Source organism: Amycolatopsis sp. NPDC028719 (assembly GCF_055565395.1).
Genome location: NZ_JBVHUL010000001.1, coordinates 656,545 through 668,820, shown reverse-complemented (window position 1 = coordinate 668,820; position 12,276 = coordinate 656,545). Strand labels below are relative to the sequence as shown.

General features: G+C 70.0%; 14 protein-coding genes. 8 read left to right on the top strand and 6 right to left on the bottom strand.

The window, feature by feature from the left end; genetic code table 11:
* Positions 1–24: 24 nt before the first annotated feature.
* Positions 25–492 carry a heme-degrading domain-containing protein gene (locus tag ACZ4TR_RS03290; protein ID WP_465285560.1) on the top strand — a complete coding sequence of 156 codons (468 nt, stop codon included), beginning with the start codon at positions 25–27 and terminating at the stop codon, positions 490–492.
* 128 nt (positions 493–620) lie between these two features.
* A complete protein-coding gene (thrS, locus tag ACZ4TR_RS03285) occupies positions 621–1,826 on the top strand; it encodes a threonine--tRNA ligase (RefSeq protein ID WP_465285559.1) in 1,206 nt (401 codons plus the stop codon).
* Here thrS and ACZ4TR_RS03280 read toward each other — a convergent pair.
* The 5 genes from ACZ4TR_RS03280 to ACZ4TR_RS03260 form a co-directional block, all read right to left on the bottom strand.
* A complete protein-coding gene (locus ACZ4TR_RS03280) occupies positions 1,816–2,655 on the bottom strand; it encodes a MerR family transcriptional regulator (protein ID WP_465285558.1) in 840 nt (279 codons plus the stop codon). The two genes, thrS and ACZ4TR_RS03280, sit on opposite strands and share 11 nt — an antisense overlap.
* Before the next feature lie 111 nt (positions 2,656–2,766).
* Positions 2,767–3,594: an ABC transporter permease gene (locus ACZ4TR_RS03275; protein ID WP_364512924.1), complete on the bottom strand. Its 828-nt coding sequence runs from the start codon at positions 3,592–3,594 to the stop codon at positions 2,767–2,769.
* The gene (locus ACZ4TR_RS03270; RefSeq protein ID WP_465285557.1) at positions 3,591–4,484 is read right to left on the bottom strand and encodes an ABC transporter permease; all 894 of its coding nucleotides are present in this window, start codon (positions 4,482–4,484) and stop codon (positions 3,591–3,593) included. The genes ACZ4TR_RS03275 and ACZ4TR_RS03270 overlap by 4 nt, the downstream gene beginning before the upstream one ends.
* Positions 4,481–5,524, bottom strand: coding sequence for an ABC transporter ATP-binding protein (locus ACZ4TR_RS03265; RefSeq protein ID WP_465285556.1), 1,044 nt, complete (start codon positions 5,522–5,524; stop codon positions 4,481–4,483). The genes ACZ4TR_RS03270 and ACZ4TR_RS03265 overlap by 4 nt, the downstream gene beginning before the upstream one ends.
* Positions 5,521–6,747 carry an extracellular solute-binding protein gene (locus ACZ4TR_RS03260; protein WP_465285555.1) on the bottom strand — a complete coding sequence of 409 codons (1,227 nt, stop codon included), beginning with the start codon at positions 6,745–6,747 and terminating at the stop codon, positions 5,521–5,523. The genes ACZ4TR_RS03265 and ACZ4TR_RS03260 overlap by 4 nt, the downstream gene beginning before the upstream one ends.
* A gap of 62 nt (positions 6,748–6,809) precedes the next feature.
* Here ACZ4TR_RS03260 and ACZ4TR_RS03255 point away from each other — a divergent pair, with 62 nt between their 5' ends.
* The 6 genes from ACZ4TR_RS03255 (at position 6,810) to lysA (ending at position 11,894) form a co-directional block, all read left to right on the top strand.
* The gene (locus ACZ4TR_RS03255) at positions 6,810–7,514 is read left to right on the top strand and encodes a GntR family transcriptional regulator (RefSeq protein WP_465286278.1); all 705 of its coding nucleotides are present in this window, start codon (positions 6,810–6,812) and stop codon (positions 7,512–7,514) included.
* Positions 7,511–8,416 carry a dihydrodipicolinate synthase family protein gene (locus tag ACZ4TR_RS03250; protein ID WP_465285554.1) on the top strand — a complete coding sequence of 302 codons (906 nt, stop codon included), beginning with the start codon at positions 7,511–7,513 and terminating at the stop codon, positions 8,414–8,416. The genes ACZ4TR_RS03255 and ACZ4TR_RS03250 overlap by 4 nt, the downstream gene beginning before the upstream one ends.
* Positions 8,417–8,887: 471 nt before the next feature.
* Positions 8,888–9,931, top strand: coding sequence for a fatty acid desaturase family protein (locus ACZ4TR_RS03245; protein ID WP_465285553.1), 1,044 nt, complete (start codon positions 8,888–8,890; stop codon positions 9,929–9,931).
* Positions 9,838–10,176 (top strand): RGCVC family protein, encoded by a 339-nt coding sequence (locus ACZ4TR_RS03240; RefSeq protein WP_465285552.1) that lies wholly within the window; start codon positions 9,838–9,840, stop codon positions 10,174–10,176. Before ACZ4TR_RS03245 ends, ACZ4TR_RS03240 begins: the two co-directional genes overlap by 94 nt.
* Complete coding sequence (locus tag ACZ4TR_RS03235; protein WP_465285551.1) at positions 10,173–10,331, top strand: DUF6307 family protein; 159 nt, start codon at positions 10,173–10,175, stop codon at positions 10,329–10,331. Before ACZ4TR_RS03240 ends, ACZ4TR_RS03235 begins: the two co-directional genes overlap by 4 nt.
* A gap of 219 nt (positions 10,332–10,550) precedes the next feature.
* Positions 10,551–11,894: a diaminopimelate decarboxylase gene (gene lysA, locus ACZ4TR_RS03230; protein WP_465285550.1), complete on the top strand. Its 1,344-nt coding sequence runs from the start codon at positions 10,551–10,553 to the stop codon at positions 11,892–11,894.
* On the opposite strand, the gene ACZ4TR_RS03225 is transcribed toward lysA, so the two are convergent.
* On the bottom strand, positions 11,886–12,155 hold the full coding sequence (locus tag ACZ4TR_RS03225) for a TetR/AcrR family transcriptional regulator C-terminal domain-containing protein (RefSeq protein ID WP_465285549.1): 270 nt from the start codon (positions 12,153–12,155) through the stop codon (positions 11,886–11,888). The two genes, lysA and ACZ4TR_RS03225, sit on opposite strands and share 9 nt — an antisense overlap.
* Positions 12,156–12,276 lie beyond the last annotated feature (121 nt).

The following is a 12,276-nucleotide window of genomic DNA, read 5'->3' as shown; positions in this document are numbered from 1 at the left end:
CAACGCTGTTGATTTAATGGCCTGATGACCGCTGCAGATCGCCTCGCCCAGCTCGCTGACCAGGAAGAACGCCTTCAGTTCACGAAGTTCGACAACGAGACCGCCCTGGCTCTCGGCGCCCAGCTGCTGGCCGCGGCGCGGGAGCGCGGGCTGCCGGTGACGATCTCGGTGCGCCGCAACGGCCAGCGGCTCTTCCACGCAGCACTGCCGGGCACATCGGCCGACAACGACGCGTGGATCGACCGCAAGAGCCGCGTCGTGGACCGCTACGGCCACAGCTCGTTCCTGATCGGCACGCAGTTCCGCGCGAAGGGCGGCTCGTTCGAGGAGGACTCTCGCCTGAACCCGGACGAGTACGCGGCCCACGGCGGCGTCTTCCCGGTGCTCGTCCGCGGGGTCGGCCCGGTCGGGACGGTGGGCGTGTCCGGCCTCCCGCAGGCCGACGACCACGCGTTCGTCGTCGAGCAGCTGGAGCTGTTCCTGGCTTCGTGAAAACGGCTGGCGCGCGTGACTACCGTGGGAGACATGCAGCGCGCAGCGAACACGACGACGCCGGAAAGTGTCCCGGCGCGCTGAATCATGCTCACGAAGCCCGGGGCGGTCGCCCCGGGCTTCGTCTCGTGGCCGGCCGTCTCGCCGTCCACGAGGAGTCCGCCATGCACGACCACCGCAAGCTCGGCCGCGAACTCGGCCTGTTCGACACCGATCCGCTCATCGGCGCGGGCCTGCCCTACTGGCTGCCCGACGGCGCGATCGTCCGCCACAGCCTCGAGGAGTACGTCCGCGGCCTGGAACGGCGCGCGGGGTACCGGCACGTCCATTCGCCGGTGCTCGGCAAACGCGAGCTGTACGAGATCTCCGGGCACTGGTCGCACTACCGCGACGACATGTACCCGCCCATGGACGTCGGCGGCGAGCAGCTGGTGCTGCGGCCGAGCCTCTGCCCGCACCACGCGCTGATCTACCGTTCACGCGGCCACAGCTACCGCGAACTTCCGCTGCGCATCGCGGAAATCGGCGCGATGTACCGCAGCGAGCTCTCCGGCGTGCTCGGCGGGCTGAGCCGGGTACGCGCGATCCAGCTCAACGACGCGCACATCTTCTGCACCCCGGACCAGGTCGAAGCCGAGGCGGCCGCCGCGCTGGCCATGATCCGGCGGGCCTACGACGCCATGGGCATCAGCCCCGCGCGCTACCGGCTTTCGCTGCCCGGCGCCGGCGGGAAGTACGTCCCCGGCGACTGGGACCGTGCCGTGGACATCCTGCGCTCGGTCCTCGACGGGCTGCCCTACGACGCCGTCGAGGGCGAAGCGGCCTTCTACGGACCGAAGATCGACGTCCAGATCGTCGACAGCGCGGGCCGCGAATCGACCCTTTCCACCGTCCAGGTCGACTTCCACCAGCCCGAGCAGTTCGGCCTCGAGTACGTCGGCGCCGATGCGGCGAAACACCGGCCGGTCATGGTGCACCGCAGCGTCATCGGCAGCGTCGAACGGGCGGTGGCGCAGCTCGTCGAGGTCCACGGCGGCGCGTTCCCGGCCTGGCTGGCGCCGGTTCAGCTGCGGCTGCTGCCGCTGTCCGCCGCCGAACTGCCTTACGCGCGGGAAATCCTGGACCGGTGCGATGACCTGCGTGTCGAAATCGCGCCGGAAGGCAGCCTCGGCGCGCGGATCCGGGACGGGCGGCTCGTGCCGTGCCAGGCCGTGCTCGGCCCGCAGGAGGTCGCCGCGGGGCAGCTTTCGTTGCGGTTGCGCGACGGACGCCGGATCGACGCGCAGCCGGTCGACGACGTGCTGGCGTGGATCCGGGCGGAGGTCAAGCCGTAGCCGCGGCCAGCCAGCCGAACGCCGGCGCCAGGCTTTCCGGGGCGGCCCAGCCGTTGATCACCGCGAGCAGCCGCAGGTAGCGCTCGCGCCGGGGATCGCCGACGAGGGCCAGCCAGTCCCGCAGCCGGACGGGATCACGGCCGAGACCGTCGACGATCGCCCTGGCCTCCGGTGAGTCGGGTGCGACCCCGGCGTCGAGGGCCGGCGTGACGGCGTCGCGTACCTCGGCGGCCAGGTCGCGGCGGAGGCCGCCTTCGTGCTGGTCCACCAGCCGGCGCAGGATCGAGCGGAACTCCTTGTCCTGCAACAGTTCCGCCAGCTCGATCCAGGCCTCGACCTGCTCGGGGCTCGCGTTCTCCGGTAGTTCGGGGGTCAAGGTGCGGGCGATGCCTTCGAGTCCGGGACGGGAACCCAGGGCGTCGGCGAGGAAGTCGCCGACCAGGCGGCGTCGCTCCACTTCGGACAGTCGAGCCAGCTCGTGCATCAGTGTTGTCTCCTCCGGGGTCGAACCGCGCTTCGCCACGGCCGTCAGCACCGCGTGGCGCACGCGCAGCACGCGGATCTGCACTTCCAGCGCCTCGGCGTGCTTCGCCGCGACGTCGGCGACGGTCGCTTCGCCGTCGACGACCCGCCGGATCGTGGCGAGGTCGACGCCGAGGTCACGGAGCGTGCGGATGAGGTCGAGCCGGCTGCGCGCGGCGTCGTCGTAACGGCGCTGACCTGCGGTGTTGCGTCCGGCCGGCGGTACGAGGCCGCGGTCGGAGTAGAACCGGACGGCCTTGACCGTCAAGCCGGTGCGGCGGGCCAGCTCGCCGATCGAGTACCGCATGCCCTCAGCCTGACACCTCCCCTCGGGGGAGGCGCAAGTTCCACGTTCGCCCGATCGTGTCGATCACGGGTTCGACGTTTCGCGGTAAAGTCGAACACATGAGCGAATGGACTAGGTCTCTTCCCGGATCCGGGTGACCAGCTGGGTCGGGTTCACGAACCGCAACGCGACGAGAAGGAGCACGAGCATGGAGGCGGTGTAGATGGTCGCCATGGCGTCGACCGACTGGTTGGCCCGGATGCCCGCGGCGAACACGGAGTTGTAGAGCGCCACGACGAGGGTCGTCGAGTCCGGGCCGGCGGTGAGGAACGTCAGCTCGAACATGCCGACCGTCCGGACGAGCACGAGGATCGAGGCGGCCAGGATCCCCGGCAGCAGCAGCGGGCCCAGGATCCGGGTGAACACCGAGACCGTGCGCGCGCCGGACATGCGCGCGGCGGCTTCGATCTTCGGGTCGATCTGCTCGATGAACGGCGTCATGGTCAGCACGACGAACGGCACCGACGGCACCAGGTTCGCCAGGATCACGCCGGTGGTCGTGCCGGCCAGGTGGAACTTGTAGAGCACGGTGGCCAGCGGGATGCCGTAGGTGATGGGAGGGATCAGGATCGGCAGCACGAACAGCAGCATCACCAGGCGCTTGCCGGGGAACGAGCGGCGGGCCAGCGCGTAGGCGGCCGGGACGCCGACCGCCACCGACACGGCGATCACCACCAGCGCGACGATCGCCGTGGTGAGGAGGACGTCGGACAGGCCGAACTCGCGCCAGGCGTCGGCGTACCAATGGGTGGTGAAGCCGTCCGGAAGCCAGGTGCCGAACCACTGCCTGCCGAACGAGTCGACGACCACCGAGAGCACGACGCCGGCGAGGTTGACGAAGAAGAACACGACGATGGCCCAGACGACCCAACGTCCGGGACGCGCGACCCAACCGCTCATCCCTTGCCTCCGGTCGCTCCGCGGTACAGCGTGCCGCGCCACGCCATGACCAGGCCGATCACGATCAGCATGACCACCGCCATGAGCATCGCGACGGCCGAGCCCATCGAGTAGTCGTACTCCTCGAACGCGGCGTGGTAGGCCGCGATCGAGATGACGCGGGTCTCGTTCGCGGGGTCGCCGACGAGCTGCGCCGAGGGGAAGACCGAGAACGCCATCACGAACGAAAGGCAGAAGGTGATCGCCAGGCCGGGAGCCAGCAGGGGCAGCGTGATGCGCCGGAAGCGCTGGACGCCGTTAGCGCCGAGGGTTGCGGCCGCCTTCTCCAAGGAGGGGTCGATGCCCGAGAGATAGGACAACGTCAGCAGGAAGGAGAAAGGGAAGCCGGTGATCACCAGGGACAGCAGCACACCGGTGTAGTTGTGGATCAGCGGGAGCGGCTCGTCGGTGATGCCGAGGACGGTGAGCACCTTGTTCAGCCAGCCCGCCGGCCCGCCGTACATGATCAGGCCCTGCGCGGTGAGCACCGTGCCGAGCGTGATCGGCACGACGAGGATCGTCGTCAAGAGGCGCTTGCCGCGGACGCGGCCGCGCATCACGTAGGCGATCGGGATGCTGGCGAGCACGTTGATGAACGTCGCGGGCAGCGCGATGCCGAGCGTCGTCCAGATGGTGTCGCGCAAGTACGGGTCGCCGAAGAAGCGCGCGTAGTTGGCGAAGATCCCGCCCTGGCGTGGAGCGAAGGACAGCTGGAGGCCGTAGAGGAAGGGGTACAGGAACAGGCAGGCAGTGACCAGCAGGCCGGGCACCAGCAGGAGCAGGGTGCGGTCGATGCCGCGCTCGGCCAGGCGGTGACGCAGTGCCGGGCGGGCACTCGCGACGGCGGTCACGGCTCGAACACCAGGACCCGCTCGGCCGGCACGCCGATCCGGGTGGTGTCGCCGGGAGCGAGGCGCTTGTCGGTGCGGAAGTAGACCGGCACCCCGCTCGCGAGCCGGGCCGAGACCGACAGCTCGCGGCCGTGGTACTCGACGATCTCGACCGTCACGTCGAGGGCGTTGGCCGTGCCGTCGCCGACCACGAAGTCCTCCGGGCGGATAGCCACCTTGGCCGGGCCGTCCGTGAGCGACCCGCGGCCCGTCAGCCGGGCTCCCGCGCCCTCCACGGTGATCGACGAGCCCGCGGCGCCGATGACGGTCACGTCCAGGAGGTTGCGGTAGCCCATGAACGACGCGACGTAGCTATTCACCGGCTGGGCGTAGACCTCCTCGGGCGTGCCGATCTGCTGGACCGTGCCGTCGCGCAGCACCACCAGGCGGTCGGCCAGCGACAGGGCCTCCTCCTGGTCGTGGGTGACGTACACCGTGGTCAAGCCGAGCGTCTGGTGGAGGCGGCGGATCTCCATCCGCATCTCGAGGCGGAGCTTGGCGTCGAGGTTGGACAGCGGCTCGTCCATCAGGACGACCGGGGGCTCCAGCACCACGGCCCGGGCGATGGCGACGCGCTGCTGCTGCCCGCCGGAAAGCTGCGCGGGGAACTTCGCCGCGTGGTCGGTGAGCTGCACCAGGCGCAACGCCTCGTCGACCCGGCGGCGGGCGTCGGCGCGGGGGACCTTGCGCATCTTGAGGCCGAAGCCGACGTTGGCGCGGACCGACATGTGCGGGAACAGCGCGTAGTTCTGGAAGACCATCCCGAACCCGCGCTGCTCCGGGGGCTGCCCGTCGATGCGGGCGTCGTCGAGCCAGATGCTGCCGCCCGTGAGGGGCAGCAGGCCGGCCAGGCAGTTCAGCGCGGTCGACTTGCCGCAGCCGGACGGGCCGAGCAGGGCCACGAACTCGCCGCGCGCGATGGCGAGGTCGAGGCCGCTCAGGGCGTTCGCGGTGCCGAAGCTGCGGGAGACCCCGTCCAGCCGGAGCTGCTCGAACGTCACTTCTTGCCGACCTTCGAGCCGCCGACCAGCTGGTTCCACTTGTCGAACGCCTTGACCTGCTGCTCGGCCGGCAGCGAGCTCTCCTTGGGGTACTGCGAGATCCACTGCTCGTACTCCGGGCGCCCGAACTGCCGAAGAGTGTCCTGGCTCTTCTGCGGGGCCATCTGCAGGGTGACGTCCTTGACCGCCGGGCCGGGGTAGAAGTAGCCGTCGTCGTAGGCGATCGCCTGCTGGTCGGGCTTCAGCATCCACGCGATCAGCTGCAGGATCGCCGACTCCTGATCGGGCGACAGGCCCTTGGGGATCAGGGCGTACTGGGCGTCGGTGACCCAGTGCATCGGCTGCATGATGGCGGTCTTGACCGTGTTCGGCACCGTGCCGAGCTTGCGCGGGTTGATGTCCCAGCCGGTCGTCGACATGACCATGTCCACCGCTCCCGACGCGAGGTTCTTCATCGTCTCGGTGGTGCCGGACGGGTAGTACTTCACGTACTTGCCCAGCTCCTGCAGGAACGCCCAGGTCTTGTCCCAGCCCTTGTCCGGGTCCTTCGGGTCCTTGTCACCGAGCAGGTACGGCAGGCCCATCAGGAACGTCCGGCCCGGGCCGGAGTTCGACGGCTGCGCGTACTGGAACTTCTCCGGGTGGGCCTTGGCCCAGTCGAGCAGCTCCTGCGGGGACGCCGGCGCGGCCGGAACCGCTCCCGGGTTGAACTCGAGCAGCGGGCCGGAGGGGTAGTAGACGACCTCGACGCCGTAGCCGTTGGCCAGCTCCTGCATCTTGGCCGCGGGTTCGAGGTAGTTCTGCATCAGGTTCGGGAACCGGCTCGAGAAGTCCGGGAGGATCTTCGCCAGCGTGCCGTTCGCGATGCCGGCGGACAGACCGTCCGTGCCGCTGAGGACGAGGTGGGTCTGGGCGACGCCGCCGTCCTGCTCGGCCTTCAGCTTGCCCGCCATGCTCGGGGCCGGCGCCGTCGAGTACGTGACCTTCGCCAGCACTTCCGGGTGCGCGGCCTTGAAGTTCTCGATCATCTGCTTGGTGAGCTGCAGGTTGCCCGCGATGTCGAGGATGTTCAGGTCGACGGGCTTGCTCGGCTGGTCGGGCACGGCCTGCGGATCCGCCGCCTGGCCGCCGCCTCCACCGGGCGCGCCACAGGCCGCCAGTCCGGCGGCGAGGCCGGCCGCCAGGAGCACCCGGCGGAATCGGAAGCCGGTGCGACGCTGCATGGCTGCTCCCTGGGTCCGTGATAATGTTGTATGTCGCATCGTATATCAGATCGGACATGCCAGTGGCGAGCACTTCTTCGGCCCGGAGGCCGCCGCCGCCCGTCTCCCGCACGGATTTCGTGCGGGACGCGATCAAGGATTCGATCTTGAGCGGGGAGTTCGGACCGGGGGAAACGCTCGTCGAAGGCGAGGTAGGCGCGCTGCTCGGCGTGTCGAAGACGCCGGTGCGTGAAGCCCTGCGAATCCTCGCCGGTTCCGGTTTGGTCACGATGAGCACGTACAAGGGGGCCGCGGTCCGGGTCATGGACGCCGAGAGCGCGAACGCGGTGTACGACCTGCGCGCGCTCCTCGAGCCCGAAGCCGTCCGACGCGCTGTCGAGCGCGGCGCGGACTTCAGCGAAGCGCGGCAAGTGCTGGCGGACGTCGAGACCGGCGCGAACGCCGCCGACCGCGTCAAAGCCAGCCTGGCCAACCGGCTGTTCCACCGCGCGCTCTACGCCGGGTGCGGGAACCCGTTGCTGGTCGAGATCCTGGACGGCCTGCGCGACCAGGCCGCCCTGATCACCGTCACCGGCTGGGACATCAGCCCGACGTGGCAGGGAGAAGCCGCCGAGCACCGCGCGATCCTGACCGCGGCCGAAAGCGGGAACGCCCGGCAGGCGGAGCACCTGCTGCGCAAGCACATCACGGATTTCATCGACCGGGTCGCCGGCGGGCTGCCGGAGGAACACCGTACTGGAACGACTGGAACGAAGGGAGCCCGATGACGTTCGAGGAGCAGAGGCGGCGGCTGTCCGGGGTGGTGGCCATCCCGGTCACCCCGTTCGACGCCGAGGGCGCCGTGGACGGCCAGACGTACGCGAAGCTCGTCGACCGGCTGGTCACCGGGGGTATCGAAGTCGTGACGCCGAACGGGAACACCGGGGAGTTCTACGCACTGGACGCGGCCGAGGCCCGGCAGTGCCTGGAAGTCACCGTCGAGGCCGTCGCAGGAAGGGCCAGTGTGCTCGCCGGGGTCGGTCACGACGTCGCGTCCGCGACGCGCGCCGCCGCGCACGCGCGGGACGCCGGCGCCGACATGATCATGATCCACCAGCCCGTGCACCCGTACATCTCCGGCGACGGCTGGGTCGACTACCACGCCGCGATCGCGGCCGCGGTGCCCGAACTCGGCGTCGTGCTCTACGTCCGCAACCCGGCGATCGCCGGTGAGCAGCTGCACGCCCTCGGCGAGGCGGCGCCGAACGTCATCGGCGTGAAGTACGCCGTGCCGGATCCGGTGCGGTTCGGCTCGGTCGCGCGGGACGCGGGCTTCGAGCGGTTCGTGTGGATCGCCGGCCTGGCCGAGCTCTCGGCGCCCGGGTACTTCGCCGTCGGCGCGACGGGGTTCACCTCGGGCCTGGTGAACGTCGACCCCGCGATCTCACTGGAGATGTTCCGCGCACTGTCCACAGGGGACTATCCGGCCGCGATGGCGGTCTGGGAACGGATCCGGCCGTTCGAGGAGCTGCGCGCGGCGAACGGGAACGCCAACAACGTCAGCGTCGTCAAGGACGCGCTCGGTCAGCTCGGGCTGTGCCGCCCCGACGTCCGACCGCCGAGCCGGCTGCTGACCGGACCCGAACGCGAACGCCTCTTCGGACTGCTTTCGTCCTGGGGGCTTTCGTGAAGGTGGTGACTCATCGGCGCGCCGGAGCGCGGTGACGCCGAAGTCCGGCTCGCCGACGAGCCACCTGATGACCGGAGTCGTACCGGAAGAAACAAGCTGTAACAACCCAACTGGGCGCCTCGGGCGTCGCTCTGCGCGACTACGGGCGGCTGCTCGCCGGCCATCGGCCGGCACGGCTGCGTACGAGCGGGTTCCGGACCCGGACTCGGCTCCTGTCCCCGGTCGGAGCGATCCGGCCGGAAGGTCACGGGTGTGGGGTAGATCACCTTCATCCCGATGTGGCCGACTGTACACCTCTTCCGCCGTCCACGGGGAATTGCCAATCCGCCGGTGGGGTGAGACCCTGGGGGTAGGACGCGGTACCACCGCGACCAGGCCCCAGTGCCCTTTCCCGAACCGGACCCAGACCCCGTCAGGGCTGGAAACCGTTGCTGGACAAGCCTTTAACGACTTACCCAGAGCGGTGTGTTGATGTCTTCAGCCCAAATTGCGGATACTCCCGCGACGTCCGGCAGTGACTTCGCCGAACTGTCGCGGCTGATCAAGGCCGCCGGCCTCCTCCAACGACGGCGCCGCCACTACGCCGTGCGGATCGGGCTCAACCTCGCCGCCTTCGGCGGAGGCTGGGTCGCGTTCGTCTTCCTCGGCGACTCGTGGTGGCAGCTGTTCCTCGCGGCGTTCTTCGCGATGATGTTCGCGCAGCTGTCGTTCATCGGGCACGACGCCGGGCACAAGCAGATCTTCAGCAGCCGCAAGGCGAACGACGCGACCGGCTTCGTCCACGGTGGACTCACCGGGCTGAGCTACGGCTGGTGGGTCGGCACGCACTCGCGGCACCACGCCAACCCGAACCACGAGGAAGAAGACCCGGACGTCGACATCGCCGCGCTCGCGTTCAGCAAGGCGCAGAGCGCGCAGAAGCGCGGGTTCCTGCGCTGGATGGCGAAGTACCAGGCGTTCCTGTTCTTCCCGCTGCTGCTGCTCGAAGGCCTCAACCTGCACGTGTCGAGCGTGAAAGCGGTGCTGCGCAAGGACGTCCGCAAGCGCAAGCTCGAGTCGGCGCTCCTGATCGCGCACCTCGTCGCGTACCTCGCCGCCGTGTTCATCGTGCTCTCGCCGCTCACCGGGATCATCTTCGTCCTGGTGCACCAGTTCCTGTGGGGGCTGTACATGGGCTGCTCGTTCGCGCCCAACCACAAGGGCATGGAAATGCTGGCGGCCGGGCACAAGCTGGACTTCCTGCGCAAGCAGGTGCTGACCTCGCGCAACGTCCGTGGCGGGCCGGTGGTCGACTTCGCCCTCGGCGGGCTGAACTACCAGATCGAGCACCACCTGTTCCCGAGCATGGCCCGGCCGAACCTCAAGCACGCCCAGGTGATCGTCCGGGACTTCTGCGCCCGGCACGGGATTTCCTACGCCGAGTGCGGCTGGGCGCGCTCCTACGGGTACGTGTTGCAGCACCTGCACGAAGCGGGCGAACCGCTGCGGCGGCGCCCGGCCGAGGCGACGGCGTGACGGCCCCGGTGCCGGACGCACCCGAGGTGCCCCGCTCCGGCAACCAGTGCCCGAGCTGCCCGCACCCGCTCGGCACGCACGACGCGATCGCCCGCCGCTACTGCGCCGCGACCGAGACCGCACAGGGAACCAACCGCGGTTGCGTGTGCGGCACGGTGCAGGACCACCAGAGCCCGGAAGGTCCCCGGGGGCACAAAAGCCACACGAGTACAGCCTTCGAAGAGCAGAAAAGGACCGAACGATGACCACATCGGCCACTTCCTCCACCCGCTACCAGCTGCGCGTCGACCGCGTGAAGAAGATCGTCATGGAGGACACCAAGCTCGGTGACGCGAAGGCGCTCGCGCTGGCCGTGCGCATGGTGCACGAGCTCGACACCGCCCCGGAGCCCGTCCGCTGACGCCAGGTCCTCCCAGCACGTCCGTCGTGGCGGAAGCACCTCGCCACGACGGGCGGCTTTGCGCAGGTCACGCACGGCGTGACCGAAGTTACTCGCGCGTAAATAAGCAGTAAGTGGCCGGCACGAACGCGTCAGGACCGCATTCACGGGGGAAGCACGGCGAACGGGACAGCGGTGTCCTGACCGGGTCCGATCCGCCGTGATGCCCGGAGGCACCCTGTGACGCTCAGCGAGCTTCTTCCCAGCCTCGGCTGCGAAGCCGCCGATCACCTCGAGCCAGGAGTCTGGCCGCGAAGCACCCGACTCGGCGAAGACGGCGAACTCCTCTTCGCCGGCGCGAAGGTCAGCCACCTCGCCGCCCGCTTCGGGACGCCGTCCTACCTCATCGACGAACACCAGGTCCGCGACACCGCCCGTGAGTACCGCCGCGCGCTGCCGGACGTCGAAGTCGCGTACGCGAGCAAGGCGCTGTGTACGCGGTCCGTACTGCGCTGGGTCGCCGAAGAGGGGTTGTCGCTCGACACCTGCTCCGCGGGCGAGATCGCCGTCGCGCGCGCAGTCGGCTTCCCCGCCGAGCGCATGCTGTTGCACGGCAACGCGAAGACGCCCGAAGACCTGAAGGCCGCTCTCGAGTACGGCGTCCGGCGGATCGTGGTCGACTCGCTCGACGAGATCGAGCAGCTCGGCGCGCTCGCGCACGGCGCGCAGCAGGTGATGATCCGCGTGACGCCGGGCGTCGCGGCCGGGGCGCACGCGGCCATCAGCACCGGTACCGAAGGCCAGAAGTTCGGGTTCTCGCTGCTCGACGGCGTCCCCGACAACGTCGACGCGGCCGTGCAGGCCGTGCTCGCCCAACCCGGGCTGCGCCTCATCGGCCTGCACTGCCACATCGGCTCGCAGGTCTCCCGCATCGACCGCTACGAAGCCGCCGCGCGCCGGATGGCCGAGGTGCTCGTCCGGATCCGCGACACCCACGGCGTCACGCTGCGGGAGCTCGACCTCGGCGGCGGGCACGCGGTGCCGTACGTCGGCGGCGAGCCCGCGTTCGACCTCGGCGGCTACTCGCGACGCCTGCGCGTGGCGCTCGCCTACGAGTGCGCGGCGCACGGCTTCCCGTTGCCGCGCTTGACGATCGAGCCGGGTCGGGCGCTCGTCGGGCCGGCCGGGATCACGGTGTACCGCGTGTGCGCGGTCAAGCGCGGCAGCCGCACGTTCGTCGCGGTCGACGGCGGGATGAGCGACAACGCGCGGCCGTCGCTCTACAGCGCGCGCTACACGACGCGCCTGGTCGGCCGGCGGTCGAAGGAGAAGCGCGTCCCGATGACCGTCGTGGGCCGGCACTGCGAATCCGGCGACGTCCTCGCCGACGGCATCAGCCTGCCCGGCGACCTGCGCGCCGGCGACCTCCTGGCCGTGCCGTGCACCGGCGCGTACCACCATTCGCTGGCCTCGAACTACAACCAGGTCGGGCGGCCGCCGCTGGTCGGCGTCAAGAACGGCGTCGCGACGCTGCTGGTGCGTCGCGAGACCGAGGAGGACCTCAGCCGCCGCGACCTAGGCTAGGCGCCTGGGCACGGACGCGTCGAGTCCCGCGAGCAGCACGCCGAGCGCGTACCGGAAGTCGTCCTCGACCGTCGAGCCGGCGCGTTCGCGCAGGCCACGCGCCAGCAGCGGAAACGGGAACGACTCGGTCGCGATCATCGCCGCCTCCGCGGCGGGCGCGGGCCGCGTCTGGTCCTCGACGGCCCGCCCGAGCACGAAGTGCACCAGCACCCCGGCCGCGCGGGTCGCCTCGCCGAGCGGGAAACCCGCGTCGTGCAGCACCCCGACCGCGGGGGTGGAAGTGGCGGGAAAGTGGTATGGGGGGCGGGGGGGAGCGGGAAGCGAGGGGGGGGGGGTGTTGGTGTGTGGGCGGGAACTGTTCAGTCCCAAAGACAACATCATC

Bases quoted from the DNA above. Each gene is read 5' to 3' on its own strand.
- ACZ4TR_RS03290 (WP_465285560.1), top strand. From the start codon at position 25: ATGACCGCTGCAGATCGCCTCGCCCAGCTCGCTGACCAGGAAGAACGC.
- ACZ4TR_RS03280 (WP_465285558.1), bottom strand. From the start codon at position 2,655: ATGCGGTACTCGATCGGCGAGCTGGCCCGCCGCACCGGCTTGACGGTC.
- ACZ4TR_RS03275 (WP_364512924.1), bottom strand. From the start codon at position 3,594: ATGAGCGGTTGGGTCGCGCGTCCCGGACGTTGGGTCGTCTGGGCCATC.
- ACZ4TR_RS03260 (WP_465285555.1), bottom strand. From the start codon at position 6,747: ATGCAGCGTCGCACCGGCTTCCGATTCCGCCGGGTGCTCCTGGCGGCC.
- ACZ4TR_RS03250 (WP_465285554.1), top strand. From the start codon at position 7,511: ATGACGTTCGAGGAGCAGAGGCGGCGGCTGTCCGGGGTGGTGGCCATC.
- ACZ4TR_RS03245 (WP_465285553.1), top strand. From the start codon at position 8,888: ATGTCTTCAGCCCAAATTGCGGATACTCCCGCGACGTCCGGCAGTGAC.
- ACZ4TR_RS03235 (WP_465285551.1), top strand. From the start codon at position 10,173: ATGACCACATCGGCCACTTCCTCCACCCGCTACCAGCTGCGCGTCGAC.